The sequence below is a fragment of the Burkholderia mycopellens genome (assembly GCF_964265025.1).
Taxonomy (GTDB): Bacteria; Pseudomonadota; Gammaproteobacteria; order Burkholderiales; family Burkholderiaceae; genus Burkholderia.
On sequence record NZ_OZ183803.1, the window covers coordinates 3,277,967 to 3,304,030 of the forward strand.

General features: G+C 58.9%; 22 protein-coding genes and 8 pseudogenes. 17 read left to right on the forward strand and 13 right to left on the reverse strand.

Translation table 11 applies throughout. From position 1 onward, the window contains the following. The first annotated feature begins 20 nt into the window (after positions 1–20). On the forward strand, positions 21–1,307 hold the full coding sequence (eno, locus tag ACPTTC_RS32995; RefSeq protein WP_423395538.1) for a phosphopyruvate hydratase: 1,287 nt from the start codon (positions 21–23) through the stop codon (positions 1,305–1,307). Continuing rightward, the gene (locus tag ACPTTC_RS33000) at positions 1,304–3,100 is read left to right on the forward strand and encodes a DUF4910 domain-containing protein (protein WP_423395539.1); all 1,797 of its coding nucleotides are present in this window, start codon (positions 1,304–1,306) and stop codon (positions 3,098–3,100) included. Before eno ends, ACPTTC_RS33000 begins: the two co-directional genes overlap by 4 nt. Before the next feature lie 76 nt (positions 3,101–3,176). Here the strand turns inward: ACPTTC_RS33000 and ACPTTC_RS33005 are convergent. The 3 genes and pseudogenes from ACPTTC_RS33005 to ACPTTC_RS33015 all read right to left on the reverse strand — a co-directional run. Next, a pseudogene (locus ACPTTC_RS33005) lies at positions 3,177–3,575 on the reverse strand (transposase); the annotation flags it as partial. A gap of 116 nt (positions 3,576–3,691) precedes the next feature. Continuing rightward, the gene (locus ACPTTC_RS33010) at positions 3,692–3,958 is read right to left on the reverse strand and encodes a hypothetical protein (protein ID WP_423395540.1); all 267 of its coding nucleotides are present in this window, start codon (positions 3,956–3,958) and stop codon (positions 3,692–3,694) included. A 12-nt stretch (positions 3,959–3,970) separates the two neighbouring features. Next, the gene (locus tag ACPTTC_RS33015) at positions 3,971–4,114 is read right to left on the reverse strand and encodes a helix-turn-helix domain-containing protein (RefSeq protein ID WP_423395541.1); all 144 of its coding nucleotides are present in this window, start codon (positions 4,112–4,114) and stop codon (positions 3,971–3,973) included. A gap of 131 nt (positions 4,115–4,245) precedes the next feature. On the opposite strand from ACPTTC_RS33015, the gene ACPTTC_RS33020 reads away from it, so the two are divergent. The 4 genes from ACPTTC_RS33020 to ACPTTC_RS33035 all read left to right on the forward strand — a co-directional run bounded on the left by ACPTTC_RS33020 (position 4,246) and on the right by ACPTTC_RS33035 (position 8,605). Then, the gene (locus tag ACPTTC_RS33020) at positions 4,246–5,049 is read left to right on the forward strand and encodes a phytanoyl-CoA dioxygenase family protein (protein ID WP_423395542.1); all 804 of its coding nucleotides are present in this window, start codon (positions 4,246–4,248) and stop codon (positions 5,047–5,049) included. 3 nt (positions 5,050–5,052) lie between these two features. After that, positions 5,053–5,997, forward strand: coding sequence for a nucleoside-diphosphate kinase (locus tag ACPTTC_RS33025; protein ID WP_423395543.1), 945 nt, complete (start codon positions 5,053–5,055; stop codon positions 5,995–5,997). 290 nt (positions 5,998–6,287) lie between these two features. Then, the gene (locus tag ACPTTC_RS33030) at positions 6,288–7,052 is read left to right on the forward strand and encodes a hypothetical protein (RefSeq protein WP_423395544.1); all 765 of its coding nucleotides are present in this window, start codon (positions 6,288–6,290) and stop codon (positions 7,050–7,052) included. Further along, positions 7,049–8,605: a hypothetical protein gene (locus ACPTTC_RS33035; protein WP_423395545.1), complete on the forward strand. Its 1,557-nt coding sequence runs from the start codon at positions 7,049–7,051 to the stop codon at positions 8,603–8,605. Before ACPTTC_RS33030 ends, ACPTTC_RS33035 begins: the two co-directional genes overlap by 4 nt. 163 nt (positions 8,606–8,768) lie before the next feature. On the opposite strand, the gene ACPTTC_RS33040 is transcribed toward ACPTTC_RS33035, so the two are convergent. From ACPTTC_RS33040 to ACPTTC_RS33050, 3 genes and pseudogenes are all read right to left on the reverse strand, one after another. Beyond that, on the reverse strand, positions 8,769–10,016 hold the full coding sequence (locus ACPTTC_RS33040) for an MFS transporter (RefSeq protein ID WP_423395546.1): 1,248 nt from the start codon (positions 10,014–10,016) through the stop codon (positions 8,769–8,771). 103 nt (positions 10,017–10,119) lie between these two features. Beyond that, positions 10,120–10,725, reverse strand: a pseudogene (locus tag ACPTTC_RS33045) (integrase core domain-containing protein); the annotation flags it as partial. Next, positions 10,725–11,081, reverse strand: a pseudogene (locus ACPTTC_RS33050) (TrlF family ATPase); the annotation flags it as partial. The pseudogenes ACPTTC_RS33050 and ACPTTC_RS33045, both read right to left, overlap by 1 nt. A gap of 341 nt (positions 11,082–11,422) precedes the next feature. Here ACPTTC_RS33050 and ACPTTC_RS33055 point away from each other — a divergent pair. Beyond that, positions 11,423–12,157 (forward strand): hypothetical protein, encoded by a 735-nt coding sequence (locus ACPTTC_RS33055; protein WP_423395547.1) that lies wholly within the window; start codon positions 11,423–11,425, stop codon positions 12,155–12,157. Positions 12,158–12,507: 350 nt separating this feature from the next. Beyond that, positions 12,508–12,798 carry an H-NS family nucleoid-associated regulatory protein gene (locus tag ACPTTC_RS33060; protein WP_423395548.1) on the forward strand — a complete coding sequence of 97 codons (291 nt, stop codon included), beginning with the start codon at positions 12,508–12,510 and terminating at the stop codon, positions 12,796–12,798. Between the two features lie 460 nt (positions 12,799–13,258). Here ACPTTC_RS33060 and ACPTTC_RS33065 read toward each other — a convergent pair. Continuing rightward, positions 13,259–13,780: pseudogene (locus ACPTTC_RS33065) on the reverse strand (integrase core domain-containing protein); the annotation flags it as partial. 45 nt (positions 13,781–13,825) lie between these two features. Between ACPTTC_RS33065 and ACPTTC_RS33070 the strand changes: the two are divergent. Both ACPTTC_RS33070 and ACPTTC_RS33075 read left to right on the forward strand, forming a co-directional pair. After that, entirely contained in the window at positions 13,826–14,278 is a 453-nt protein-coding gene (locus ACPTTC_RS33070) for an IS110 family transposase (protein WP_423395549.1), read from the forward strand. Positions 14,279–14,333: 55 nt separating this feature from the next. Continuing rightward, a pseudogene (locus ACPTTC_RS33075) lies at positions 14,334–14,516 on the forward strand (transposase); the annotation flags it as partial. A gap of 177 nt (positions 14,517–14,693) precedes the next feature. Here ACPTTC_RS33075 and tnpC (ACPTTC_RS33080) read toward each other — a convergent pair. Genes tnpC (ACPTTC_RS33080) through tnpA form a run of 3 tightly spaced genes read right to left on the reverse strand, consistent with a single transcriptional unit; the run spans position 14,694 to position 17,083 of the window. Next, positions 14,694–16,280, reverse strand: a complete 1,587-nt coding sequence (gene tnpC, locus ACPTTC_RS33080; protein WP_423391976.1) for an IS66 family transposase — start codon at positions 16,278–16,280, stop codon at positions 14,694–14,696. 30 nt (positions 16,281–16,310) lie between these two features. Then, positions 16,311–16,655 carry an IS66 family insertion sequence element accessory protein TnpB gene (tnpB, locus tag ACPTTC_RS33085; RefSeq protein ID WP_089339208.1) on the reverse strand — a complete coding sequence of 115 codons (345 nt, stop codon included), beginning with the start codon at positions 16,653–16,655 and terminating at the stop codon, positions 16,311–16,313. Continuing rightward, positions 16,652–17,083, reverse strand: coding sequence for an IS66-like element accessory protein TnpA (gene tnpA / locus ACPTTC_RS33090; protein ID WP_423391977.1), 432 nt, complete (start codon positions 17,081–17,083; stop codon positions 16,652–16,654). The genes tnpB (ACPTTC_RS33085) and tnpA overlap by 4 nt, the downstream gene beginning before the upstream one ends. Before the next feature lie 29 nt (positions 17,084–17,112). Here tnpA and ACPTTC_RS33095 point away from each other — a divergent pair, with 29 nt between their 5' ends. The 3 genes and pseudogenes from ACPTTC_RS33095 to tnpC (ACPTTC_RS33105) all read left to right on the forward strand — a co-directional run. After that, entirely contained in the window at positions 17,113–17,640 is a 528-nt protein-coding gene (locus ACPTTC_RS33095) for a transposase (RefSeq protein ID WP_423395758.1), read from the forward strand. Beyond that, complete coding sequence (gene tnpB, locus ACPTTC_RS33100) at positions 17,616–17,978, forward strand: IS66 family insertion sequence element accessory protein TnpB (RefSeq protein WP_423395550.1); 363 nt, start codon at positions 17,616–17,618, stop codon at positions 17,976–17,978. Before ACPTTC_RS33095 ends, tnpB (ACPTTC_RS33100) begins: the two co-directional genes overlap by 25 nt. A gap of 31 nt (positions 17,979–18,009) precedes the next feature. After that, a pseudogene (gene tnpC / locus ACPTTC_RS33105) lies at positions 18,010–19,293 on the forward strand (IS66 family transposase); the annotation flags it as partial. Positions 19,294–19,322: 29 nt separating this feature from the next. Here the strand turns inward: tnpC (ACPTTC_RS33105) and ACPTTC_RS33110 are convergent. From ACPTTC_RS33110 to istA, 3 genes are all read right to left on the reverse strand, one after another. Next, complete coding sequence (locus ACPTTC_RS33110; protein ID WP_423391215.1) at positions 19,323–20,861, reverse strand: IS3 family transposase; 1,539 nt, start codon at positions 20,859–20,861, stop codon at positions 19,323–19,325. Between the two features lie 86 nt (positions 20,862–20,947). Further along, entirely contained in the window at positions 20,948–21,745 is a 798-nt protein-coding gene (istB, locus tag ACPTTC_RS33115; RefSeq protein WP_060091270.1) for an IS21-like element helper ATPase IstB, read from the reverse strand. Further along, positions 21,738–23,216 (reverse strand): IS21 family transposase, encoded by a 1,479-nt coding sequence (istA, locus tag ACPTTC_RS33120; protein WP_224755808.1) that lies wholly within the window; start codon positions 23,214–23,216, stop codon positions 21,738–21,740. The genes istB and istA overlap by 8 nt, the downstream gene beginning before the upstream one ends. Before the next feature lie 52 nt (positions 23,217–23,268). On the opposite strand from istA, the pseudogene ACPTTC_RS33125 reads away from it, so the two are divergent. The 4 genes and pseudogenes from ACPTTC_RS33125 to ACPTTC_RS33140 all read left to right on the forward strand — a co-directional run. Then, positions 23,269–23,694, forward strand: a pseudogene (locus ACPTTC_RS33125) (IS66 family transposase); the annotation flags it as partial. 45 nt (positions 23,695–23,739) lie between these two features. Continuing rightward, entirely contained in the window at positions 23,740–24,381 is a 642-nt protein-coding gene (locus ACPTTC_RS33130; RefSeq protein ID WP_423394050.1) for a glutathione S-transferase family protein, read from the forward strand. 47 nt (positions 24,382–24,428) lie between these two features. Next, positions 24,429–25,369: pseudogene (locus tag ACPTTC_RS33135) on the forward strand (IS3 family transposase); the annotation flags it as partial. Further along, on the forward strand, positions 25,366–26,004 hold the full coding sequence (locus ACPTTC_RS33140) for an IS110 family transposase (protein ID WP_423395551.1): 639 nt from the start codon (positions 25,366–25,368) through the stop codon (positions 26,002–26,004). The pseudogene ACPTTC_RS33135 and the gene ACPTTC_RS33140, both read left to right, overlap by 4 nt. The last annotated feature ends 60 nt before the right edge of the window (positions 26,005–26,064 follow it).

Genomic DNA, 26,064 nt, shown 5'->3' on the forward strand with positions numbered 1-26,064 from the left:
TTCAAGGGATTCAACAGCAGATGAATACAACCATCACTCACATTGCCGGCTATGAAGTGCTCGACAGCCGGGGGAACCCCACTGTCGAAGCCGAGGTCACGCTTTCCGATGGCAGCATCGGGCGGGCCATTGTGCCCTCGGGTGCATCGACGGGCATCCACGAGGCCGTCGAGTTGCGCGACGGCGACCGCACCCGCTACCTTGGCAAAGGGGTACTCAAGGCGACGCACGCCGTGGAAGGTGAGCTACGCGCGGCGCTGATCGGCAAAGATGCCTCACGGCAGGCCGAGATCGATTCCACCATGGTTGCGCTGGATGGCACGCCGAACAAAGGTCGCCTGGGCGCGAACGCCATCCTGGCAGTTTCATTGGCCGTCGCGCACGCTTCTGCCGCATCGGCTCGCATCCCGCTCTATCGGTATGTGGGAGGCACGCGCGCACGTACACTGCCGGTTCCAATGATGAACATCATCAATGGCGGCGCACACGCAGACAATCCTCTTGATTTTCAAGAGTTCATGATTGTGCCGATCGGGGCACCCACCTTTACCGACGCAGTGCGAATGGGTTCAGAGGTTTTCCACACGCTGCGTAAATCCTTGTCCGAAGGTGGCCACAACACCAACGTCGGTGACGAGGGCGGGTTCGCGCCGAACTTCCGCGATGCAACGCAAGCCCTCGACCACATAGTGAGCGCCATCGAGAAAGCCGGTTACAGGCCCGGCGAACAGATCGCCGTGGCGCTGGACCCCGCGGCAAGTGAGTTCTTCAAGGACGGGGTGTACGACTACCGAGGCGAAGGGATAAAGCGGCACGCCTACGAGCAAGCAGACTACCTTGCCAAGCTGGTTTCCGACTATCCCATCATTTCCATCGAGGATGGAATGGCCGAGGAAGACTTCGACGGCTGGTCGATCCTCACAGCCGGGCTTGGCAAAACCTGCCAACTGGTGGGCGACGACATTTTCTGCACCAACACGGCGCGCCTGGCCGACGGGATCCAGCGCAAGTTAGCCAACTCCATTCTGGTCAAGGTCAATCAGATCGGGACCATCACCGAGATGCTCGAGGCGGTTGACCTGGCGCATCGTGCGGGCTACACAGCCGTGATGTCGCACCGTTCTGGCGAAACCGAAGATGTCAGCATCGCCGACCTGGCCGTAGCGACCAACTGCGGCCAAATCAAGACTGGCTCTCTCTCTCGTTCGGATCGCACCGCGAAGTACAACCGCCTCATCCGCATCGAGCGAGAACTGGGTAGCCAAGCGATTTTCCCCGGCCCCACCGCATTTGTCGCAACGCCATGATTGGTGCGCTGGTTGCCGAGGCGCTACGGTCCGCGCCCGTTGCTGATGTGATGAAGCACCTCGGGGCCGTCGCCCTATACGACCGCTACCAAGCATCACTAGGCATCCACGCCGCGGCCGCCGTCGTGGCAGGAGCAGCGCGCGAACTAGGTTTGGAAGACGTGACGATCCAGGAGTTCACGACAGATAAGTCCTGGTGGACTTTCGAACCGCCGACACCTTGGACCCCATTGCGAGCCCAACTGGCCATCGAAACGGACCTTGGGCGATCAATGGTCATCGACCATTCGCTCCAGCCTTTCAGCATCGCAACCCATTCCACATCAACACCGGCCGGCGGCTTACACGGGCCGGTGCGTGCATTGGAGTCTGGCCAGCTGCAGGGCGCGCTTGTGCTCCTGGACCGTAGCGAATACTACCTGTCCGACACCTTGGAGCGACTCATTGATGGTGGCGCGTCGGGCTTTATGACCGACGGCACCGCGTGCTCCACCGAACTTGGGCAGTTTCCGGGGCGAGTGGAGCTACCAGCAACGACGCTCATGTTCGGCTTTAGCGTTACGCCGGACCAACTGGGAGTTGTTCGCAGCTGGATGAAACAGGACCCCAATGGTCTACGATTCCATTCGACCATCGATGTAGATCGCTGCGCAACAATGCCCATAGTTACCGCCTGCCTTCCTGGCACACAGCCCGGAGAAGTCTGGCTCACGGCGCACCTTTGCCATCCACGACCTGGGGCGAACGATAACGCATCGGGTGTTGCCGCACTCTTGGGCGTAGGAGACACGCTGCAGCAATTGAGGGCTGTTTTATTAAGCGGATCACAGGGAAAGACAGTGCGATTCTTCTGGGGTCCGGAGTTCACCGGCACTGCGGCCTACCTGCATCAACGACTAGCCTCTCAGGGCACGTCACAACACCCGCACGCGATCATCAATTTGGATATGGTGGGAGAGAGCGTATCGCTTTGCGGCAGTCCATTCATCGTAGAGCATGGTCCCGATTTTCAGGGGAGCTTGATGGCGGCTGTCGCCGAGCAGGTCGTGGATGAAGTGTTCGCGCAAACTGCGAACCAACCGGGGTACTGGCGACGAGCCCCGTTCTACGGCTACTCGGATCACGCACTCTTCGCGGGCCCCAACTTCGGATGCCCGCTGGTGCAATTTGCCCATTGGCGCGACCGCTTCAACCATTCGGCAGCCGACACCGTTGACAAGGTCTGCGAAACAGAAATACGACGATCCATCGCGGCAGCGACGGTGCTTGCGGCCTGGGCAGCAGGCTACGCTCAACTAGGCGCCGAACAAACGGACAACGTCATCCGTTCCTGGTGTGCCCGAACTGAGGAGTGGTCCAAGGCAGTCTATGCCCAACACCAGCAGTCGGCTCCGGCATGGTCAAAGGCATATCGAAGCTATATGCGAGATCGCTGTGAATGGATGCAAAGCCAGCAAGAGGTAGGAGAGCCCGCGGCCCATTGTTTTCGAGCAGCTGATGCATCACGCGCTACCGGCACGCTCCTCGCCGGCTTTCTGGGGCCAGTGAATGTACGCGGAATGATTGCCCACATGGAAGTCAATAGCCGCCAGGAAGTGCTGCGCATGATCGCCTCCGACAAGAGAGTACTAGCTTTGCTTTTGAACTACGCAGTACGATGCGATGGCACGCGCACGCCTGCTCAGGTGGTGCGCGAAACTCATTTTGCCTTGGCCGTTCCTCCTGACCCCGCACAGTCACATTTTCTACTGAATCAATTAATCAATTCTGGCAACATTAAATTGATTGACTAATTTTTTATATTGATTTACCGTAATTTAGAACTTCTAATGTAAGTGCTCACGAGAAACTGATTTGAAATTTGGTACCCTAACCAGTCAGTAGTTCGGGTAGTTCAGCGTCGATGGTCTCCTTGGTCCAGATGACGAAGCGTCGCCATCGAAATTTGAGTTGCCGCCACACGATCTCGATCTTGTTGAGTTCGGGACTGTAGGCAGACAGATAGAAAAGGACAGCTTTGTGATCGACCAGCCATCGATCCCACGTCGCTTCGTCGATGCCGTGATGGATGCTCGCGTTATCGAGCACGGTCACGCTCGAGTAGCCATGGTCCGGCGCGAGCAGATCGTCGATAATGCGGACAACGTTTGGGCCTTTGTTGCTGCGGGCATGTGTGACGTGGATCAGCGTGTTCACGCTGTAGTCCGGGGTGCCAGGAACGCTACACCGAAAGTGCGGATTCGGTCCGATCTCGTGAGGCAGGCCTCGTGGTGACCAGCTACGCTAAACCGGCGGCGATCTGCAAAAGTCCGGCTCGTCGAGGTAGCGCAAGCGAATGGCGGCCTTTCGCGCGACCTGCTGCAGCTTGTCGAGCGTGGTCTGCTTCATGGCGAACGCCTGCGGGTCGCGCTTTTTCTGAGCGACAGGCGGCTGCGCTTGAACGTAAAGCTTTCTCGCTCGAGCGCCTCGCTCAGCGTATCGAGATGCCCGAACGACAGTGGGCCGAATTCAGCCGCGAGGCGCTGGACGATTTGCCCGCGAGTCAGCGGCTTGATCGAGGCGACGCGCACGATCGCGGCGACTATCTCGTCGCTCGACGCGCCGCGTGGGCGGCCGCCTTTATGACCGATCTTGACAAGCGATCCGATCACACTCTGTTCGCGTCAGGTGTGGACCCAGTTGTAGACCGATTGACCGCTCATACCGAGTTTCTCGCCGACAGCCATCGGACACAGCTCGCCACCGATCAGCATCAGCAGAGCGGCCGCCCGCGAGCGCATGTCCAGGTACGGATGATTGATCGACAACAGCTGCAGGGTCCGCCCCCTACTTTTGTCAGTATAACGACGCACTTCATGCAGGGCTCCAGCGTAAGCGGTTCGCCGAAGTTAGCAAACGTCAATCTCGTTTAGCAGCAACACTTCATTAAGGTCCATCCATGGAAGCAATGCCGAGTATCCGAGAGGTCACCGACGAAGAGGTCGAGCATTATCAGAAGAACGGATGGGTCAAGCTGGAAAAGCTGTGGCCTGCCTGGGCTGTAGAGGGACTGCTGAGCCGTGCTCAATCGCGTATGGGCATAGAACCCAAGACCGTAAGTCGCTTGGATCCGCACCAGCGGATCGACGACGAATACAACTGGTATTCGCGTTGGGACGGCTGTTCGCATTCTGATGAATGGATTTACGAGCTAAGCCATTCGCGAACATTGGCGAAGGTGGCATCCCGACTTATGGGAGGCCCTGTCCGTTTCTACTTCGACCATGTCTTCGTAAAAGTCCCGATCACTCAGCGGGGTACAGCGACACCGTGGCACCAGGACCTACCACATCACCCACTGGATCGCCAAGGCGCGCTCACAATCTGGACGCCCTTGGTCGATTGCCCCCCACAGATGGGCACAATGCGCTTCCTTAATGGATCGCACAAGGCTGGTCTGTTCGGTCGCTTCCTGAACCGGCGCGACCAAATCAGCTTGGTCGACGAATATCCGTGGGTGCTGAAAGATTTCGAAGTTTCGCCCGAAATCCATCTCCAACCTGGCGATGCGACTGTGCACAATCTCGCCGTGGTCCACTACGCTCCACCCAACACAACGACGCAGCCACGCTGGGTTTACGCCAACCAGTGGATGCCACCGTCCGCAAGGTTCACGGGCGCACCAAACCACCGCACGGAAGGATTGGGGCTGGAAATCGACAAGCCGCTGGATCATCCCCGCTTCCCTATCGTGGAGTGCTAGCCGATGAAATGGGATTGGCTGACACGGATTCCCCACAAGGCGACGCTCTATGAGCGCGAGGTCTACTTCCGGGAGAGCCTAGCCGACGCACAGCGCGTCCTAGACAGTGGGGTCGCGCAAACGTTGCGCAACTGCGCGTTTATCGTCGTCAAACCAGACGGCGTGTTAGCTGGAAAGGTCGTGCCCATTCTTGATTTCCTCGAGAAGCACGCCTTCACGGTGATCGCCGTCGAGCATCCAGTTTTAGGGCGCTTCCAATGGCGTGAAATGTGGCGGTACCAGCTTACCTCGGCTACGCTAGACCGATTGGCAGCCAACGAGTTGGTGCTGCAAGGCCAGTGCCTTATGCTCCTCGTCGTTCAGGAGATTCGGCAACCACTACCAGCTACCGTCCGTATCAGCTCATTGAAAGGGCCCTCCCAGCTCGAGCTGCAATGGCCCGGCTGCCTACGCCAGTTGATCGGGCAGCCCAATCGAATCTTCAGCCACATCCATGTCGCCGACGAGCCTGCGGATTTCGTACGCGAACTGGGCATCCTCTTCGAACAAGCGGATCGCCTGCGTATCTTTCAAATCCTCAAGGAACAAGAGCCACTATCATTCGACGCAGCCCAGCGCTTAAAGGACATTGCTGCCACATCCCAAGCGGCACCGAAAATCTTCGACGCAGCCGGCGCACTCACTCGGGTCGAGCAAGCGGCGGCTAATAGCATTGAGTTGGAAGAGCACGCAAAGGCCGCGATCACCGCACATCTAGAACTCATGCGCCAAGGCCGCAAGATCGATTGGGCGCCGTTCGCACGGCTTCTTCAGCCGATCATGCATCGCTTAGACCGCTGGGATTTAGGCCTGCTCGTATCCAGCTACATCGTCTACGATGAGTTCGGCTTCAGCAAGCAGATTGCCGGCGTAGATGCTGCAGCTTGGTCCACGTCCGATGATCGCTGAAGCGCGCGGCGCACCGAGCGCCCGGAGCTCGTTGAACTGGCTCGATTCATCGCTTCGAGCACGAGCTGCTGAAGTGCCGGCAGCACGGCACGATTCACGACCCAGTTGGCGGCTGCGCGCAAGCTGCCCGGTGCCTCCATGGTAGCCCTTGCACGCGAGCGGTGGTCAAGGTGGGGCGACCGGGTGCTTACGGATTGCGGGGGAATTACCACCCCGCAATGCGAGAGCCGACGCTAACGTGAACATCGTCGTCACAGAGTAAAGTTGCCCGCGAAAAATTGCCGAAACCCATGAACGATAAGTTGCTATTGAATCGCGATGTTGCCGAAGATGTCGATCCTGTGCCATCGTCGGCAGATTGGACAAAACTGACGGCCGCATCGGCCCAACCGGCGTTGTTCGCGACCGACATCTATTTTCACGAATGCTGGGCCGAAGCGGCCGAGCATTGGTTGACCGGCACCGCTGGCGTGGCACGCCGCCTCGGCCTGCTGATCTTCAAGCCTGACGCCATCGTCGGACGGCGTGTAGAGCGCGCTGTCGACTTCACGACTCGTGACGGATTTCGCGTCGTGAGTGCATCGATCGTCCACGTCAATCGACATGTCAGTGCCGAGCCGTGGCACTACAATTGGAACTTCGCGACAGTCGACCGGATTCGTATGTCGAGCTTGTCCTACGACGAATGCAACACGTTGGCATTAGTCGTGGCCAATGCTGATGCGGCCGCGGATCGCTCGCCGGTGCCTGCCTCCGTCCGTCTCAGTGAACTGAATGTCGGACGCTCGCTGCAGCGACTGGTCGCCAACGGCGCGATGTCGTCCGAAATAGCAGCCAGCATGCGCGAGGCCGGCGGTAGCCGTTCGCTGACACGGTCCGAACTCACTCGCGCGATTGCACTCGACAATCACAATCCCTGGAATTTCCTGACAGTGGGTACCACCTTGCTGTGTGACGAGCGTGAAGGCCACGTAGATCTGTTGCCCGGCACGGTCGGCCCAGATTGGATTCGTGGTGACTCAATTGGCTTTTACTCGGAGCACACTTCATCATGAGCGGATCAAGTCGCGTCCTTGCGTTGCGCAGGCTGTTTCCGATCGCGCTTTGGGCGGGGGGGCACGCCGAGGCTTCCGTCCTTGAAGCATTCAGCCCCGAAGAAATTCTGCAAGGCTGTCGATTGCACAAGATCATGGGGGCCGCGCATGATCGCATGACACGGATGCAGCAATCCGGTTCGACACAAGGGCCCGCGCATCTCCGGCAGGTCGAGCAAGGCCTGCGCGATGAGCTGGAGACGATGTGGCGTGATTTCGAGCCAAAGCGTCGAGTGCTGCGAGAAGTCGCGCGATGCGTGGCCGATCGGGACGTGAGGGTGTTGTATCTGAAAGGCGCCACTCGCCACCTCCTGTCCGGGCGCCGGATCGATTTTCGTTCTGGCGATGACCTCGACCTTCTCGTCTCCGACGAGAATGCTTGTCTGGCGTCGCTCACCGCATTGGGAACGCGTACTTATCGAACGACATCCGACCATGAGTTTGCAAACATTGAAATCGATGATGTGAAGGTGGACTTCCACCGATATTACCCGGTGGTTGCGCCTACCTTGCGCTTCATGGGCTCGACGCCTCCCCGAGCTGGCGTCATGGCAATGGCGCAATTCGGGCATCAAGTCTCCAAGATTCATTTCGATATGCTGAATACGGGAAGCATCGCGTTCCCCGAGATGCCCGATCACGTGAGATTTGCCGGACCTGCCGCGGCCGCAACGATTTCGGCGGCACATGCGTATCGCGATTTCTTTGTGCGCACGTCACTGTCTTGCCGATTTAAACCACTCATTCGAATGGGTGATCTCGAAGAGTGGCACGACTTCGCGAGGATGGCCGGCGAGGCCGACATGGCGCGTTCCCTTGCCTTGTTTCCTGACCTTGCCGCTTCCCTGCGATGGATCGCCGAGACTCGACAGCGCTTGTCGAGATCGTCAAACACGCCGTCGTCGCCGAGGGAAGCAGGCAATGAGATACCGGAGGCCATATGTCGGTCCATGTTCGGGCCGATCCTAGCTGGGCTCGACCAGGGCGCCACCGCTTATGCGTCGCAACCGACGACCGGCGAGGTGGCCGCCATGCTGCATGGCATGGCCGATCGGAAACTCGTGATCGGAAGCAATCCGTACGATGTGCGCGGCACCGGCCCGAATTCGAGGGTCCTGACGTTCGGCGAGTCTGGCGAGGAAGGCAAAGTCCGGCTGGAGGCCGTGGACATCAAACGTCTGCCGAACGCCGACTGCCTGTTGACCATCGATGCTCGCATCGCCCGGCACGACGGCGAAACGAGGCTGTTGGCGGAGTGGGACAGCGAGGCCGTGGAAATCGCCAAGCGGGCAGATGACGACGGCCTCCAGATCAAGACCAGTGCGGGATGGTCCGGAAAAGTCGGCGTGAAATTAGTCACGAATGGGCCGTCACGGAGATATCACATTACGCTTCCGCTCGACAGCGGCCTTCAATCAACCGAAACGACATCCATGCTGATTGGCCTGGCGAGGCTGGGCGAACATCAACAATACCGGCAAGGCGTACTGGTTTCGTTTCAGGTCGGTATCTAGCAGGTCGTTGAATTACTGTCCGGCAAGACGTATTTCCCCTCCGCCGTTCGCGGCGATCACCGCGAAATCCAACGCGGCGGGCCTTGATCGCGGCGAGGCGCATCTGTCTCCGTTCGTCCACGGTCAATTCCACCAAGTCGATCATCGAAGCCTACCGGCCATCTCACGCTCCGGACGTCACTGCCTTTTCGATGGGGTCTTTCGGCAGCAACCACGCGACAAGGCCCAGGCAAGGCAGGAACGAACAAACATGAAACACGGCTGCGACGCCGAACGAGTCAGAACCGATGCCAATGGCGGCAGCCGCAGTCCCGGCCACTCCCGCCGCCAGGCCGAAGAAAATCCCGGAAATCAAACCGGCTCGCGCGGGATACAGGTCCTGCGCATAGACGACGATCGACGAGAATGTCGATGCGATGGTCAGTCCAATAAGGATCGTCAGCACGGTGGTACCTTCAATGCCCGCATAAGGGAGGGCAATCGACAAAGGACAGGTGGCAAGCATCGACATGACGATCATGTTGCGTCGCCCGAAGCGATCACCGATCACGCCGCCCACGAGCGTACCGACGCCCAGCGCAAGCAGGAATCCGGTCAGATGAACCTGTGCGGCCGCAAGCGGAAGACTAAATCGCTGCATCAAATAAAATACGTAGTAGGCATTCAGGCTGGCCATGTAGATGTACTTCACGCAAACGATCGTCACCAGCACGAAAAGAGCACGACGTCGCTTCGAGGGCAGCTCGTTCGCAGGCGAGGCTCGCTGTACGCCGACCTGAGTTCGTGCGAAAACCGCTCGCGCCGGCGCGCCTGCACCATATCGGTGAAGATCCAATACGCCTACCAGAGCAAGCATCACGAGGAGAACCGGTGCGGCAAGCCACGCGACACTGGGGCGACCGTACACCAACACCACACCTGCCACGAACAACGGTGCGGCGGCGGTGCCCAGATTGCCGCCCACCTGGTAAATTGCCTGAAACAGCCCTTTGCGAATACCGTAATTCAAGCGCACAAGCCGCGACGACTCCGGATGAAATGCGGCAGAACCGATACCGGCTAGCGCCACCGCCGCGATGACGAGCTCGAAACTTGGTGCAAAACCCAGCGCGATCACACCCAGCAAGGTGATCAGCATGCCGATGATGAGCAGACCGGCGTGGCGGTAACGATCGGCAAGCCAGCCGATCAATGGCTGGCATAGCGATGACAGAACCTGATAGATAAAGGCAAGTAAACCGATTTTCGTGAACGAGAGACCGAATTCCGCACGCACCACGGGATAGAGCGCGACGACTGTTGACTGCACCGCATCGTTTGCAAAATGTGCAGCGCCCAATGTGAGGACCGTCATGCCCTGACGGATTGGTGATGTGGCCGGACGAATCAGCTGGTTGCTCGAAATTCCCATGGATTCATTTCTCATCGTCAAGAGGCGGCGCAATAGCCGAATCGGCGGTGTTCCATCCGTAGTTGAAGGTTCGGGCGGCGTGGTTTCATAGGTTAGGCGGACTTCAGATCATGGTCAACGCGTTTGTCGCGTCCGCTGTGCGATTCACGGACATCGTTTCACTTCTTAGAGCGTCGTTTTCGTTTCGTGGTGGAACTCGCCGGTGATGCTTGGCGAGGGTCTTGTCGACGCGCCATTCGCGGTGTCGAATTCGCTCTTTCGTTTCGTCGTAGGCACTTTCCACCTCCTCCGCGAGAGGTGTGACTTTGCCTAACTCCGCGATACGGTCGATGGGCGTCTTGCCACCAAGTGAGCCGTGCGGGCGCCGCCAGTTGTAGTCGAACTGCCACTCTTCAATGCGTTGGTCAATCGCATCCTCGGTCGGCGGATGATGCGACCAGAATTCGTTGCGGTCGGTCAGCTGTGAACGCTCGACCTTGCCATTAAGGTGTGGCGGGATCGGTCGGAATTTGATGCACTCTCTCATCAAGCGCCGTTGTACCGACTCAGCGAAGAACTCGCCGCCCCGGTCGGTCTGGACACGCTGAATCGGGAACGGCATCTCCTCAATGACGCGATCAAGAAAGAGCAGCGTATTTCGGGCGTTTCTGCGTGGGTAGATTGCCAGCACCCGGAACCGCGAGCAGTCATCGATTGCCGTGTACTGGTACGATCGACATGATCCAGATCACCGGGGTTGAAGAGCAAATGCAAGTTGATCGCGGATGCCTTCGATGTCTCGATACTCAGGCGCAGTTCGACGTTGGGAAAAATGAGGCCAACCTTCGGAAGGCGCCCTTGCTTCGTGAACTCGAGCACTTGCACATAGCCATCAATACCGAAGTAATCCGTGATTCCCAATGCATCCAGCTGCGGGGAAGCCTCCTCGATAGCGTGGAGAAAGCTTTCCCACGGATCAGCACCGCTGAACTGATCGTTCAATGCAGTGCCTGGCGCATGAAGATGCGGATCCCATCGGTGCCACACAGATCCGCGAACGCTTTGCGTGTCGAACTCATCCATCATTATTATCCCCGGATTCTAATTTTTACGACCTAGAAACGCGATTTGCCTTGCTCTGTTGTCAGCACGTAGTCTAATGCATTGTTCGTCGATGCTGAACCCGCATCAAAAATGAGCAAAAACCCGCTGTATGCAACGCTTGTACATAACAAAAGCAGTCAGAGCACCCGGCCCGCAACAAGGCGGCAGCACGCCATTATTGTCTAATATGTACCTTAAAATGATGGCTTTGACGACTTCGCCCATGTGTGATAGCGTTTCTCAGTATATATCGATACATATTTCACTTTAGCAAAGCGCACGAAGCAATTACCGTCGCTCCACCTTCGAATGAAGACAACTATATGACTTCATCCACAATTGATCGTCGATCTAAGTTGCTGGACGAGATGTTGAAAATACGTCTACTGGGCGATCTACGTGATGATTGTGACGATATCGTCACATTTGAGCGAACGCCACTGTTGCTATCAAAGCAAGAACAGGCTGAAGCCCTCGTCGGCCGCGCTGTATGGCTTGATGACCCGACCGGGTGGTTTGCAACCGACAATAGTGACATTGAAGTGTTATCGGGCTGGATGCCACACTACGTGGCACCTTACTTTTATATCGCCCAGAATATTCAGTCTTGCTGGCGGTGCGGAGAAATCTCACCCGTGTACTGCCTCGCGAGTACCGGCGACTATCTGGAACGTCTGCTTGACTATGACGACGATGATCGAATCAAAACTATCGACTGGACCATCTCAAGTTATGGTTCATTTGTTGGAACGTTCATCGGTAACATGACCATAGTCAACGGCACCGTCCGGCGACTTATAAGGGGGCATTGTTCGAATTACTACATCGATCAGAGCAAAATGGCCGAATCAAGTTATTACATGAATCATTGTGTTAAATGCGGAGCAAAATTCGGTGACTTCTTTATGCACAGTGAACCCGGTGGGGCCTTTTTCCCAGTGTCCGAAGGGGAAGCTAAATCGATCACATTGACAAAAATAGCGCTTCCACTACTCGTTCGAGGCAGCGGATCGGTAAGCTCACCTGACATGCTGCCTTTCTGTACATTCGTTAAATGAAATCACGCCGTGGATGTACGCTCGGGCGGTGGATCTTGGCACGTAGTTCCATATCCGAGAATCCGATTCCGGAATTCCAGGCCACTACCGTGCCCCGAGGGTCACCAACCGCACCATCATATCTTCATCCCGATATTAGGGGTCGATTGAAAGCGATTGATGGGTGCGGCAACGGTAAAGCAAGCCACGTCCGCTATTGCAGCCTGACGGTTTGGTGCACACTATACCCCACCTGATCTACGCTCAAGCTTGCTTTGCACTTCGACACAGGCCTTTCACTTCTGCCGGATCCTCTCCCGAGCGGCTCCAAAACCGCTATCATGTGGCCAACATAACCACGGGAGCAATGTATGGCGACATACAAAGAACTGAAAGCCAAGATGCAAGCGCTTGCGGAGCAGACCGAAGCCGCACGCGTCGCCGAATTCGACGCGGTCGTCGCTGATATCCGTACCAAAATCACCGAGTATGGAATAACCGAAAAGGACATCTTTGGCAAACAGCGAGGTCGCTCAGCAACGGCCGCGGTTGAAGCAAAATATCGCGACCCCAAGAGTGGTGCCACGTGGTCAGGTCGCGGCCGCGCACCGGCCTGGATCAAAGAGGCTAAGAATCGCGATCGATTTCTGATCCAAGAGTAAGTTTATTCGTCCAGTCAATTTATGGATAAGGCGTACTAAACAAGTACGCGAACATGATGGACATCATCACTTACGACGACTTGCTAGGCTGCCTCCAAAATACAATCTACGTGCTCGAACACTGACACGCCACTCCAGACAGTAACGTAGGGCGTCCCGTGCCGAAGGGGGCGCCTCGCTGCAGACCACATCCGGAACGACGTGTAGAGGCGGCCTCTGGCCAGACACCGCTTCCGTTGTGCACACGCTCGCGGCCATCTTAAGGGCGTCGTCAACCTCAGTGCCGAGATAGCGAAGCGTGCTTTCCGGCTTCGGACGGCCGGCAGTTGTCGGGCAACACCTCTCCTTGGCCAGCCGCCTCGGGGTGGACTCAGACGTTCGAAATCTGCGGTCAAGCGCCCTTGTTCACCGGAAAGACGCACCTACGCGGCGTTGGGTAGTCGGTGACCCTGAACCAGAATTAGTCCCGATCGGAAGTGGAGATTTCCGGCTTGGTTGAGTTGTCAGGCGAGGCGGATTCCTTTGCCTGACGGGCGAATTCGGCAGGTGTCATCCACTGCAATGCGGAGTGGGGACGAACCTCGTTATAGTACGTGCGCCAGTCGTCGATTTTGCTCTGCGCGTCGGCCAATGACAAGAACCAATGCGCGTTCAGACATTCCTGTCGGAAGCGCCCGTTGAAGCTTTCGACCTTGGCGTTGTCAGTGGGCGTGCCTGGTCGGCTGAAATCCAGTTCAACGCCATGTTCATACGCGCAGCGATCCATTGCCTTCGAGATGAACTCGCTGCCATTGTCGACCTTGATCGTGGCCGGGTGTCCGTGCATGGCGGTGATACGCGTCAGCGCTTCGACCACGTGTTCACCCTTCAGACTTTGGCCGACCTCGATGGCCAAGCATTCCCGTGTGTAGTTGTCTACGACGGTCAGTGTCCGAAGACGTCTTCCATCGAACAGTGCATCGGCAACTAATGGTATGGTCCACCCGCTTCTTCTATCGTAGTGGCGCTACCACCCATGGAGGCTGCCATGAACTCGGTCACGTTAGGAATCGATCTCGGCAAGCGCTGGTTCCACGTCGTCGGCTGCGACGTTGCTGGCAAAGTCGTGCTGCGCGAGAAGTTGGGGCGTAATCAACTCCTGCAGCTTATGGCACAAGATCCACCGTGCCTTGTCGGCATCGAAACATGCTGTGGCTCGCAGTATCTGGCCCGCAAATTTCAGGGCTTCGGACATGACGTCAAACTTCTGCCAGCACAGTACGTCAAGCCGTTCGTCAAATCGCAGAAGAACGACTTTAACGACGCTCAGGCTATTGCCGAAGCTGTCCGACTTCCGACGATGCGGTTTGTGCCGCTCAAGTCAGAGGAACAGATGGATGTCCAGGCGCTGCATCGCGCCCGCGAACGCATGCTCCAGCAACGCCTGGCATTGACCAACCAGATTCGCGGACTGCTGCTGGATCGCGGTGACCTGCCCTGACATTTTCGGACCAACTGAAACTTGAGAGAATGGCTTCCAACGGAGAAAGGAAGTCATGAAGAAGAGCCGGTTCACGGAAGAACAGATGGTCACGATCCTGCGCGAGGCGGACAAATCGCCGGTCGCGGAGGTAGCGAAGAAGCACGGGATCAGCGAGCAGACGATCTACAACTGGCGGCAACATTTCGGCGGCCTGGAGGCCGCCGACGTGAAGAGGTTGAAGCAGCTTGAGCGTAAGCCGTCAATAAACGACGCCCTACCAATGGTAGGAAAAAGGTCAGATGCTACGTGTCCGCGTGGACACATGCACTCAGACCGTGATGACAGAGGTAAGCGGCTCGGGTAGGCCAGTCCCCCATTCGCGCGCGCGTGAGGCATGATGGTGATGGCGTGGTGGAGTCCGTGACCTACACGGTTAGGATGTAGGTGGGGTCGCCGGCTTCAGTTTGCCGGCCACGTTCCAGGGAAGCAATTCGTCGATGCGAGAGATCTTGTGATCAGCGATGTGGGTCAGGACGTATTCCAGGTAAGCACGCGGGTTGATTCCGTTGAGCTTGCACGTCCCGATCAAGCTATACATCGCAGCGGCCCGCTCGCCCCCGCTGTCGGAGCCGACGAACAGATAGTTTTTGCGTCCGAGCGCGACACAGCGCAGGGCGTTCTCGGCAAGCACGTTGCTGATCTCGGCCCGACCGTCCTCGCAGTAGAACACGAGCGCTGCCCAGTGGTTCAGCGAGTAGTTGATCGCTTTGGCGAGCGCGGACTTCGTCGACAGCGTCGCGAGTTTCGCCCTGATCGTCGCTTCGAACTTCGCGAGCAACAGCTTGGTCTTCTCCTGCCTCACGCGCAGACGCTCGTCAGGCGCCTTGCCGCGGATGTTGGCTTCGATGCTGTAAAGCTCGCCGATCATCTCGAGCAGTTGCTGGGTATCCGGAGTCGGCGTGCGCACGTGAACATCGTAGATGTACCGCCTCGCGTGATCCCAGCATGCCACTTGCTGGATCTCGCCGCTCGCGTACAGTTGATCGAATCCGGCGTAGGCATCGGCCTGCAGGATGCCGTGGAATGCGACGAGCCGGGTTTGAGGGTGAACCCCTTTGCGATCCGAGGAGAAGTCGAACCATACCGCAGCCGGGTCAGTCGAGCCCGAGCGGCGATCGTCGCGCACGTAGGCCCAGAAGCGTCCGGTCACCGTCTTTCCGTTGCCTGGTGCGAGCACTGCGACCGGTGTGTCGTCGACGTGCACCTTGCCGGGGACCAGCGCGTAGCGCTGGATCGCTTCAACAAGTGGCACGCAAAGCTCGGCAATCTGCCCGAGCCAGCGCCCCATGCTGGCGCGATCCAGCGTCACGCCGTCGCGTGCGGCAATCTCCGATTGGCGATACAGCGGTTGGTGATCGGCGAACTTCGATACCGCAATATCGGCCAGCAGGCTCGGATGGGCAATGCTGCGCTCGATCGGCAGGCTGGGCATCGCGGGTTGTTCTATGTGGCCGCAATCAGGACAGCACAGCTTGTGGCGGATCGTGCGGATTACTTTGAACGCGGCCGCCACGCGGGCGAGCTGCTCGGATACATCCTCGCCGAGCCGCTGCATCAGCGTCGCGCACTTGGGGCAAGCCGGATCCGGCGTAAGTTCGATTTCATCGCGCGGCAAGTGCGGCGGCAGCGGCTCTCGCGTGGGCGCTCGACTGGGGGGCGCTTTCGACGCCTTGTCTCGATGCCCTCGCGTGTCTGCCGCACCCTGGCCGGCCGTCAGGTCTTCGAGTTGCGCCTCGAGTCTATCGATCTGCCGGGCCAGTTTCTCGGACTTGCTCCCGAAGTACATTCGCCTGAGCTTGTCGATCTGCACCTTCAGGCGCTCGATTTCGTCGTCGCGGGCGGCGATCTCCCGCACCATGTTTGCGATCGATGCCTGCTGCTCAAGCAGCGATGCTTGCTGCGCGAGCACCAGGGCCTGGAGCTCAGCGACGGTGGCAGGAAGCGGCGCATCTTTGGACATGCGTCGCAGTTTACGAGCCTTCGACGCGGTTTACAACATCGACAGCGCGGCGGTGCGGCGTGGCTGTCGCCAGTCGATGCCCTCGAGCAGCATCGACAGTTGGGCGCTCGTCAGATGGATCTTTCCGCCGTCGGCCTGCGGCCAGATAAAACGGCCTCGTTCCAATCGTTTCGCGAGCAACCAGAGCCCGTCGTCGGTCGCCCAAAGCAGCTTCACAAGATCGCCGCGGCGGCCGCGGAAGATGAATACATTGCCGCCCAGCGGATTCTCTTCGAGCGCGGTCTGCACCTTCGCGGCTAGCCCCTGGAACCCGCAGCGCATGTCGGTCACGCCCGCTGCGAGCCAGATGCGCGTACCCGGGGGCAGAGAGATCATGGCCGCAGGCTCCCCAGCACCATTCGGAGCATCTCGGTGTCGACCACGCCGTCGACCTTGATCACCGCTCGGCCGATTCGAACCTCAATCGTGCCGGTGGGCACAGCCGGTTTCCCGATCCCAGATTCGATGGTGGGCACGGGCAGAGGCACCGCTTCTCGCGACGCCTCATCCACAATCGCCACCGGCAACAGTGGCACCACCGCAGCCTGCTGTTCCGCGCGATACTGGCGGCGCCACGTGAACACGAGATTCGCGTTCAGACCGTGCTCGCGAGCCAACTTGGCGACCGAAACACCCGGCTCGCAAGCTGCCATCGCCAAGCGACGCCGGAATTCGGCACTATGGTTCGGGCGTCCTTTACGACTACCCTGTTTCTCCATCGTATCTGACAAAGTGGTGTCCATCACTTCGAAAATGATGGGCATCACTTTGGCGTCGGTCCGCGCTGCGGTCTATAACGGCCATCGCGAGTCGCTTACTGACAGAGAAACAGGACCTTCGAAGCAGACTGGTGGTTGGCCGTCGACGGGATGGTCGGCGGGAATTTGATGAAGAGGCCGTGCGTGAGCTGGTCGAGTTTTGCCTGAAGCCGGGGGTATCGATCGCCCGGGCGGCCATGGACCATGATGTCAATCCGAACCAGTTGCGTCGCTGGATCTCGCGTCATCAGCAGCATACGCTGCAAACGCCACCGAGACCGGACCCGCTGGTGATAGACGGTGTATCGATCGACATCCCGGGTTCGGCACGTGGTGTTCCGATGAGTGAAGCGCCGGCATTTGTCCCTGTCGTCACCGCGCCATCGACAGTGCCCGCCGTTTCCCCTGTACTGCCACCGGACACGTCGTTGATGGCGCTCTCGTTACATGTGCGCTTATCGAATGGTGTCGAATTCGATCTTGGCGAGGCGAGTGTCGATGAGCTGGCCACGGTGATCCAGATGCTCGGGAGGCTGCCGTGTTCCGGTTCGACGAAGCGCTGAAGGTCTACCTGCATCGCGATCCGGTCGACTTCCGCATGGGCATCAACGGGCTGTCGATCCTGGTCGAACAAGCGATGCGCCTGAACCCAATGACCTCGGCGCTATTCGTCTTCGGCAACCGCCGTCGCGATCGTATCAAGATTCTCGGCTGGGGTGGCAATGGCTTCTGGTTGCTACTCAAGCGACTCGAAGCCGATCGCTTCATCTGGCCGAACGGAGGCGACACGATCACGATCACGATCACGCTCAACGCCGAGCAGTTGCACTGGCTGCTCGACGGAATCGACCTGGCGGTGATCCAGAAGCATCCCCAGCGATATTACGCGCGGATGAGCTGAACACCACGCGAGAGGCATAGTCTAATCGGCCATGCCGAACAGCCCCGTCATGCCGAGTGTTGAGGAATACCAGGCACTGCTCGCCGAACGCGATGCGCTGCGCGGTGAGCTTCGGCTCGTGACGGCTCAGCGCGATCTGGCCGAAGAGAAACTGCGGGCCTACAAGCACGAACTGTTCGGCGCCTCGAGCGAGGCGCGCCATGCCGACCAGCTCGGCCTGTTCAACGAAGCAGAGGCATTGGCGACGGCTACCGACGCGCCCGCACGCGAGGATATGCCCGGCACATCGGTCGCCGCCCGCACGCGTGGCAAGCGTGGGCGCAAACCACTCGATCCGAACCTGCCGCGCGAGGTCGTGCGGCACGAGTTGCCCGAGTCCGAACGGTTCTGCGCGCATGATGGCCATGCTCTCGTCGAGATCGGTGTGGAAACGAGCGAGCAACTCGACGTGATTCCCGAGCAGGTGCGCGTCGTTCAGCACCAGCGGGTCAAGTACGCATGTCCGTGCTGCGACCTCGGCATCAAGGTGACGCCCGCACCGGCGCGCATCATCCCTCGCGGGCTGCTCACGGAATCTGCGCTGGCGTGGATCATCACTGGCAAGTACCAGTACGGTATGCCGCTGTATCGCCAGGCCACCCTGCTGCGTCGCTTCGGCGGCGACATCTCATCGAACACGCTGGCCGCCAGCGTGGTGCGGGTAGGTCTGGCCACGCAGCCGGTGATCAACCTGATGCGCGACGCGCTGCTCGAATCGGACCTGATCTGCGGCGACGAGACAACGTTCCAGGTGCTGAAGGAGCCGGGACGAAGGCCGCAGGCGAAGAGTCACCTATGGGCGCAGGTTAGCGGCTCGGGGCCGCCCGTGCGAATGTTCTCGTACTCGCCGGGACGCGGCGCCCAGCATGCGCAGAAGCTCTATGCCGGCGTGCAGCCTGGCACCGTGCTGATGACTGACGGGTACGAGCTCTACAACGGCATCGCCCACGATCACCATCTCGTGCATCTCGGATGCTGGGCACACGTACGCCGCGGCTTCATCAAGGCCGAGGAGTCGGTGCCGAAGGCTGCACGCTCGCCTGATCTGCTAGCCACGCGATTCGTCGTGCTGATCGGCAAGCTGTTCGCGGCCGAGGCGCGCAGCGCGAAGTGGAAGTCTGAACGCCGGCAGCGACTGCGCGCCCGATACAGCGCCCACGTGCTCTCTCTCATCGAGCACATGTTGGTCGAACATCTGCCGGGCGTCGTACCATCGAGTCTGCTCGGCAAGGCATTGCAGTACATGAGTGTTGATTTCCACCGAGTCTTAACCCACCGGGGATGCGGCTATTTTCTTGGACTGATTTACGTCGTTAGCCCCAGGCTTTCACGGTACTCGATGGGGCTGAGATAGCCAAGCGAGCCCTTGATCCGTTTCTCGTTGTACCAGCGAATGTAGGCGCTCAGTACCTCAATGAACTCCGCGATGGTCGTCGAACGCCAGTCTCCTGGATAGAACATCTCGGTCTTCAGCCTGCCGAAGAATCCCTCACAGGCTGCGTTGTCCGGGGAACAGGCTTTACGCGACATGGATCGAATCAGATTAGCCTTTGCAACCCGCGATAGCCAGCCAGGCCAACGGTAGTGGCCACCGCGATCGGAATGCACGATCGGCGTTTTATCTGCTTCAGTCACGGTCTCGATAGCCGCGTCTAACATGGTATTCACGAGTTCTGCGTCAGGGCTTGTGCCGATCGACCAGCTGACTACCATGCCATCAAAGCAGTCGATCATGGGCGACAGATATACCTTACCCGCAGGAATCTGGAACTCGGAGATATCGGTCACCCACTTTTCGTTGGGGGCGTCAGCACGGAAATCGCGATTGATGATGTTATCTGGGGCAGGGCTGATTTCCCCGATATAAGAACGGTATCGGCGCCGCCTGGGCCTGGCTGCGTGGAGGCCGCCTTGTTTCATGAGCCGACGCACGACCTTCTCCGATAGAAACACACGTTGTCGGCCGAGCGCTGCCTGCACCCGACGATAGCCGTAGGATCGGTGATTGTCCTCGAAGATCTCTGCAACGGTACGACGGACTTCTGCATATTTGTCGGCAACCCGTATGGGCGACCGATGGTAGAAATAGGAGCTGCGCGCTAGGTCCAACCGCGCAAGCAGCTCAGCCAAGCCGTATTCTTCTCTCAGGGCGTCAACCAGCGTTGTCTTCTCCCGGTTGCTCAGGAGTGGCAGGTCGACGCCCAGGTCTTTTTTTAGGAGTTCATTCGCCTTCTTCAACAGGTCGTGTTCAAGCTGCAAATTGCGAATGTCGCGTCGGAGCCCTTCGACCTGCCGCTCCAGTTCGTCCCGATCCGTCTCCGCAGGTGATCGCTTGTCGCGTTTCATGGATGCAGGGGCCTCTCGGCCGAGTAACTGGTTCTTCCAGTTGTACAACGTCACCCTGTCAACGTCCAGCTTTCGCGCCAACGCCTGCGCACTTCCTTCGCGTGTACATAGTTCGTACACCGCGGCCTGCCTGGACGCCAGTGACGCGACCGGTCGACCTGCCTTGCCAACCACGCATCTCCTGGTTTCCGGATAGCGCTCGCGAACCCACGCCGTCAGTATCTGGCGACATGGATAGCCTAATTCCCTGAGGGTGAAGGCGAAGCAGCGCCCGTGGTTGACGTAGTGCTCAAGTGCTACGTTCTTCTGTTCTTCTGAATACTTCTGCTTTCCGCGAACATACTCCTTCTGCAAATCGCCGCTGTTCTCGAATTCCTCGCACCATGCCTTGAGAGAATTCTTCGTCGGGTAACCCAACTGGCGGATTGTCGCCTTGATGCGCTTGCCAAGCTTCAGGTACAGCTCGACCGCCCGAACGCGGTCTTCGTATGAATACATGGACTACCTCCAGGTAGTCCAAGATTTGGTCCGCATCCCCACCGATTTCATCTAAATCTGACCCACCCTGAGACAGCGTAGTACATCTATTCCGGTGTGGATAACTCTTCGTTACCCGCTGGTTTTGCTGCTCTTTTTCTTGTTGTCTTTGCCTTGGCAGAACTGGTCCTGAAGCGCCACGATTCATTGCCCGTTTCGACGATGTGGCAGTGATGGGTGACGCGGTCCAGCAGCGCTGTCGTCATCTTTGCATCCCCGAACACGCTCGCCCACTCGCCGAAGCTGAGATTGGTCGTGATCGCGACGCTCGTGTGCTCGTAAAGCTTTGAGAGCAGATGGAACAGCAATGCACCGCCGGTCTGGCTGAACGGCAGATAGCCCAGCTCATCGAGAATCACCAGATCGACGTACATCAGCTTGTGGGCGATCTGGCCTTGTTTGCCGATGGACTTCTCCTGCTCCAGGGCGTTGGTCAGCTCGACGGTCGAGAAGTAGCGCACACGCTTGCCGTGGCGCTGTACGGCTTCGATTCCGATCGCTGAGGCGAGGTGCGTCTTGCCAGTGCCCGGACCACCGATGAACACGACGTTGTGCGCGCTTTCGAGGAACGACAGCTCGCTCAGTTCGCGCACCAGCGCTTCGTCGACGTGTGCCTGCGCGAAGTCGAAGCCCTTCAGGTCGCGGTGGGCCGGGAAGCGCGCAGCGGTCATTTGATAGGCGATCGAGCGCACCTGCCGTTCGGCGGTTTCAGCCATCAACAGCTGCTTCATGAAGCGCTCCGGCTCGAAGTCAGTGTGGCGCGACTGCGCGAGCAGCTCCGGCCACGTGCTCGCCATGCCGTGCAGTTTAAGACCCTTGAGCTGGGCCGCGATATCGTTAGACATGACGATCCTCCGGTGGGTTGGCACGCAGCGTCTCGTAACGGTTCACGTCGGCCGCGGGCTCTTCCTTGAGCTGGAGTTTCGTCGTGGCGAGGCTGCCATTCGTGACGGGCGCCTTCAGCCGGCTCAGCACGTTCAGGACGTGCTCTGCGCTGGGGCGTCCTGAATCCAGCGCAGCCTGTACGGCGAGCAGCACCGCATCGAGCCCGTGTTCGCGCACCGCAGCGAGCACCTGCGTCATGACGCGATCGCCGCCCGGGTGTTTCAGCAGATGCCGCTGCAGCAGTTGCAGCGGCTGCGGCATCGTGATGAACGGTGCGCCGTTGCGCAGTGCGCCGGGTTTGCGCTCGACCAGCGTGACGTAGTGGCGCCAATCGTAGAAGGTCATGTGCCGCTCGAAGCTGCGTTCGTGGCGTGCGATCTCCTGGGCGTTGGCGACGACGCTGAGATATGCCGGATAGCAGCGCACGCTCACCAACTGGTTCGTGTACTCGGTGGGCACGCTGTAGCGGTTGCGTTGGAAGTGAATCAGGCTGGTCGACGAGACTCGCAGGGTCTGCTCGATGTAGCCGTCGAACGGCCGTGGATTGGGCATCAGCCGGGTACGCTCGTCCTGCAGCACATCCTCGACTGTCAGCTCAGGCCACTGCGGGTGCCGCATGTGCCACGCCTCACGACACTGACCAGCGACCCATTCGTTCAGGATCTCCAGCGTTTCCCAGCGCCGTAGCGCTGCTTCGTGCCAGATCTGACGTCGCCGGTCCTGAACGTTCTTCTCGACGATGCCTTTCTCCCAGCCTGCAGCCCGGTTGCAGAACTCCGGCTCGAACAGGTAGTGACTGCACATCGCTTCGAAGCGCGCGTTGACCGCACGCTCCTTGCCGCGGCCAACCTTGTCCACGGCGGTCTTCATGTTGTCGTAGATGCCGCGCCGCGGCACGCCGCCGAACGCGGCGAATGCGCGGGCGTGCGCATCGAACAGCATCTCGTGACTCTGTGTGGGATAGGCGACGAGCCAGAACGCGCGGCTGGAGTTAAGTTTGACGTGGGCGACCTCCAGGCGTCGCCGTAGCCCGCCAACAAACGCGTATTCGCAGCTCCAGTCAAACTGGAAGGCTTCGCCGGGTTCGAAGGCGAGCGGCACGAAGGCCTTCCTGCGAGGCGCCTCAGCCTGCTCCTCGTGCCAACGCCTCACGAACGCGCTTACGCGGCCGTAGCTGCCGGCGTAACCCTCGGCGCGGATCGCCTCGAACATGAACCGGGCGGTGCGCCGGTCACGCTTCGGGCGATGACTGTCGGCACGCAGCCAACCTGTCAGCTGTGCGGCCCAGTCGTCGATGACGCTCGGGCTGACGCGCTTCGGATACTTCGGCTCGACAGCATCAGTCTGCCGCAGCCAGCGGCGCACCGTGTTTCGGGACAGGCCCGTACGCCGCGCAATCTCGCGCAGTGGGACCTTCTCGCGGAAATACATCCGCCTGATCTTGGCCAATATGCCCACCGTGATCACCTTTGTATCCCCTGCTCAAAGATTGAGCAGGGCATTCAATCACGTGGGTCAAAATTCGATGAAAATTTTCAGCTCTAGTGGGTCAGTTCTGTGCGGACATCAACAGTACATGAGCGGACAATGGCCGAAGTTGGTCCGCTACGTCGAGAACGGCACCTGGCCGATCTCGAACAACCCTTGCGAGAACGCGATCCGGCCGTTCGTCGTCGGCCGCAAGGGCTGGTTGTTCTCCGATACGGTCGCGGGTGCGCAGGCCAGCGCCAACCTATACTCCCTAGTCGAGACCTGCAAAGCGAATGGCATCGATCCGTACCGCTATCTCACCTGGCTGTTCGCAAAGCTACCGTTGGCGAATACGGTCGACGATTACGTTAAGCTCCTTCCGTGGAGCCTAGATGAAGCCCGACCTGGAGTATTCTGCGGCGCATGGCTGCCAAGCTGATGTGTCGGACTCCAACTCAGGTAAGTTCAGTGGGGAGAGATTCAATTGCCATCCGCCAACGTAGTGAGACTGTATGGCGCCGCATGGAGTGTATACGTGCGGATAGCCAGGCTCGCACTCGAAGAAAAGGGCATTCCTTATACCCTTGTCGAAGTCGATGTATTCGATAGTGCCGGTGTTCCGCATGAACATTTAAAACGACACCCGTTCGGTCGCATCCCAGCCTTCCAGCATGGAGACTTCTGCCTTTACGAAACCAGTGCCATCGTTCGTTACATCGATGACGCCTTTGACGGGCCCAAGCTGCAACCGACTGATGCGAAGGCACGTGCCAGAGTCAATCAGATCGCGGGGGTGATGGATGCCTATGCGTACCGAACCTTGGTCTGGGACATCTACGTGGAACGCGTCGTTGCTGTTAAGGAGGGGCGGCCGACAGACGAAAAAAAGATTGCGATCGCGTTGCCACTTGCGTCGACGTGCCTAGCCGAACTTGACCGACTATGCGACGGAAATGGTTATATGGTCGCCGACCAGGTGAGCATTGCTGACCTCTACGCTGCGCCCATGTTTGCCTGCTTCACGCAAGCAGCCGAAGCAGGCTTACTGTTGGATCGATGCAAAAAGTTAAAGGACTGGTGGCACCGATTCTCCGTTCGCGAAAGTATGGTGCGTACCCAACCATGAGCGGCGCTACAACGTTGCTGACGGGCGTCGTTAATTGACCGCATACGCTTGAGCAGGAAAATGCCCGGCTGAAAAAGATGCTGGCCGAGCGCGATCTCGAGCTGGACGTGATGAAAGAGATCAACGCAAAAAAGTGGTGAGCGCGCCCGCTCGACGCCAGCAGGTCACCTACGCGAAAGCACGGGGCCTGTCAGAGCGGCGTGCGTGCGCGCTAATGTCGGTCGCCCGATCGGCGCTGCATTACGAATCGACGCTGGCCGTGCGAGACGCGCCGGTGCTGGCAGCGATGAGCATTCTGTCGGCACAATATCCGCGTTATGGTTACCGCCGCATTCAGATCTTTCTGGAGCGCCAGGGTCACTCGATGAGCGTTGATCGGGCCTGGCGGCTGTGGCGTCTTGCCGGGTTGCAGGTGCCGCGCAAGCGACCCCGTCGACGCGTGTCTGTTCACCGCCCTCGGCCGCAGCCAGCGACGGCGGTACGGCATGTCTGGGCGTACGACTTCGTATTCGACGCGTGCGCCAACGGCCAGCAGTTGAAGTGTCTGACGGTGATCGATGAGTACACGCGTGAATGCCTGGCCATCGACGTGGCCGGATCAATACGCTCGGGGCGAGTCATTGAGGTTCTGTCACAACTGATTAGCCTGCACGGCGCACCGCGCTATCTGCGCTCGGACAACGGGCCGGAATTCGTGTCGCGCGCCATCCTGAAGTGGGCGGCGCAGAATGGCATGGACATGGCGCTCAGCGATCCCGGCAAGCCTTGGCAGAACGGCGCGGATGAGAGCTTCAACGGCAAGTTCCGCGACGAATGCCTGAGCCTTGAATGGTTCCGCACCCGCACGGAAGCGAAAGTTGTGATCGACCAATGGCGGCGTCACTACAATGCTGTTCGGCCACATTCGAGTCTGGCCTACCTGACGCCCAACGAGTTCAAGCAGCGATATTGTTCAACTGAAGCAATCGAGGCCGTTCTCCAAGATTGAAATGGTCCGAAGAAGTCAGGCAGGTCAGCGGCATCGAGATTGCACAGGGGTTCTATGCGCTTCGCACCGTGTTGCCCGCTCTGCTCGAGAAGGAAGACGCCGGCTTAACTCCCATGATGCGCGATCTTGGACGCATGTTGCTCGACATGTGGAATCACACGGAAACAACCATTGAACAGATGAACGACCGGCTCAAATGTCTCTCACGTGAGAGTGACCTTTGCCGACGCCTTCAAACGATTCCCGGCGTCGGTGTCTTGCTGTCGACCGCCATCGTCTCCGCAGTCGGCAATGCATCAACGTTCCGGCGGGCACGTGATCTCGCCGCCTGGGTGGGGCTGGTGCCACAACAGCATACAACCGGCGGCAAGCCACGTTTGCTAGGTATTACAAAGAGGGGAAACAGTTATCTGCGTCGCCTGTTCGTGCAGGGCGCCCGCGCGCTATGGGTATGGAAAGACAAGCATCCCAACGATCCGATCCAGCACTGGCTAATCCAACTTGCCGAACGCCGGCATGCGCACATTGCAGTCTGCGCACTGGCAAACAAACTCGTACGCATTGCATGGGCTGTCATGCGAAGCGGCGCGGAGTTTAACCTGAACTACCGCACCGGAATCGCAGCAGACCGATAGCTCTACCCCTGACCACCGTTACTTTCCGCAGCTCGCGCAGCCAATCAGCATGGCGCAAAC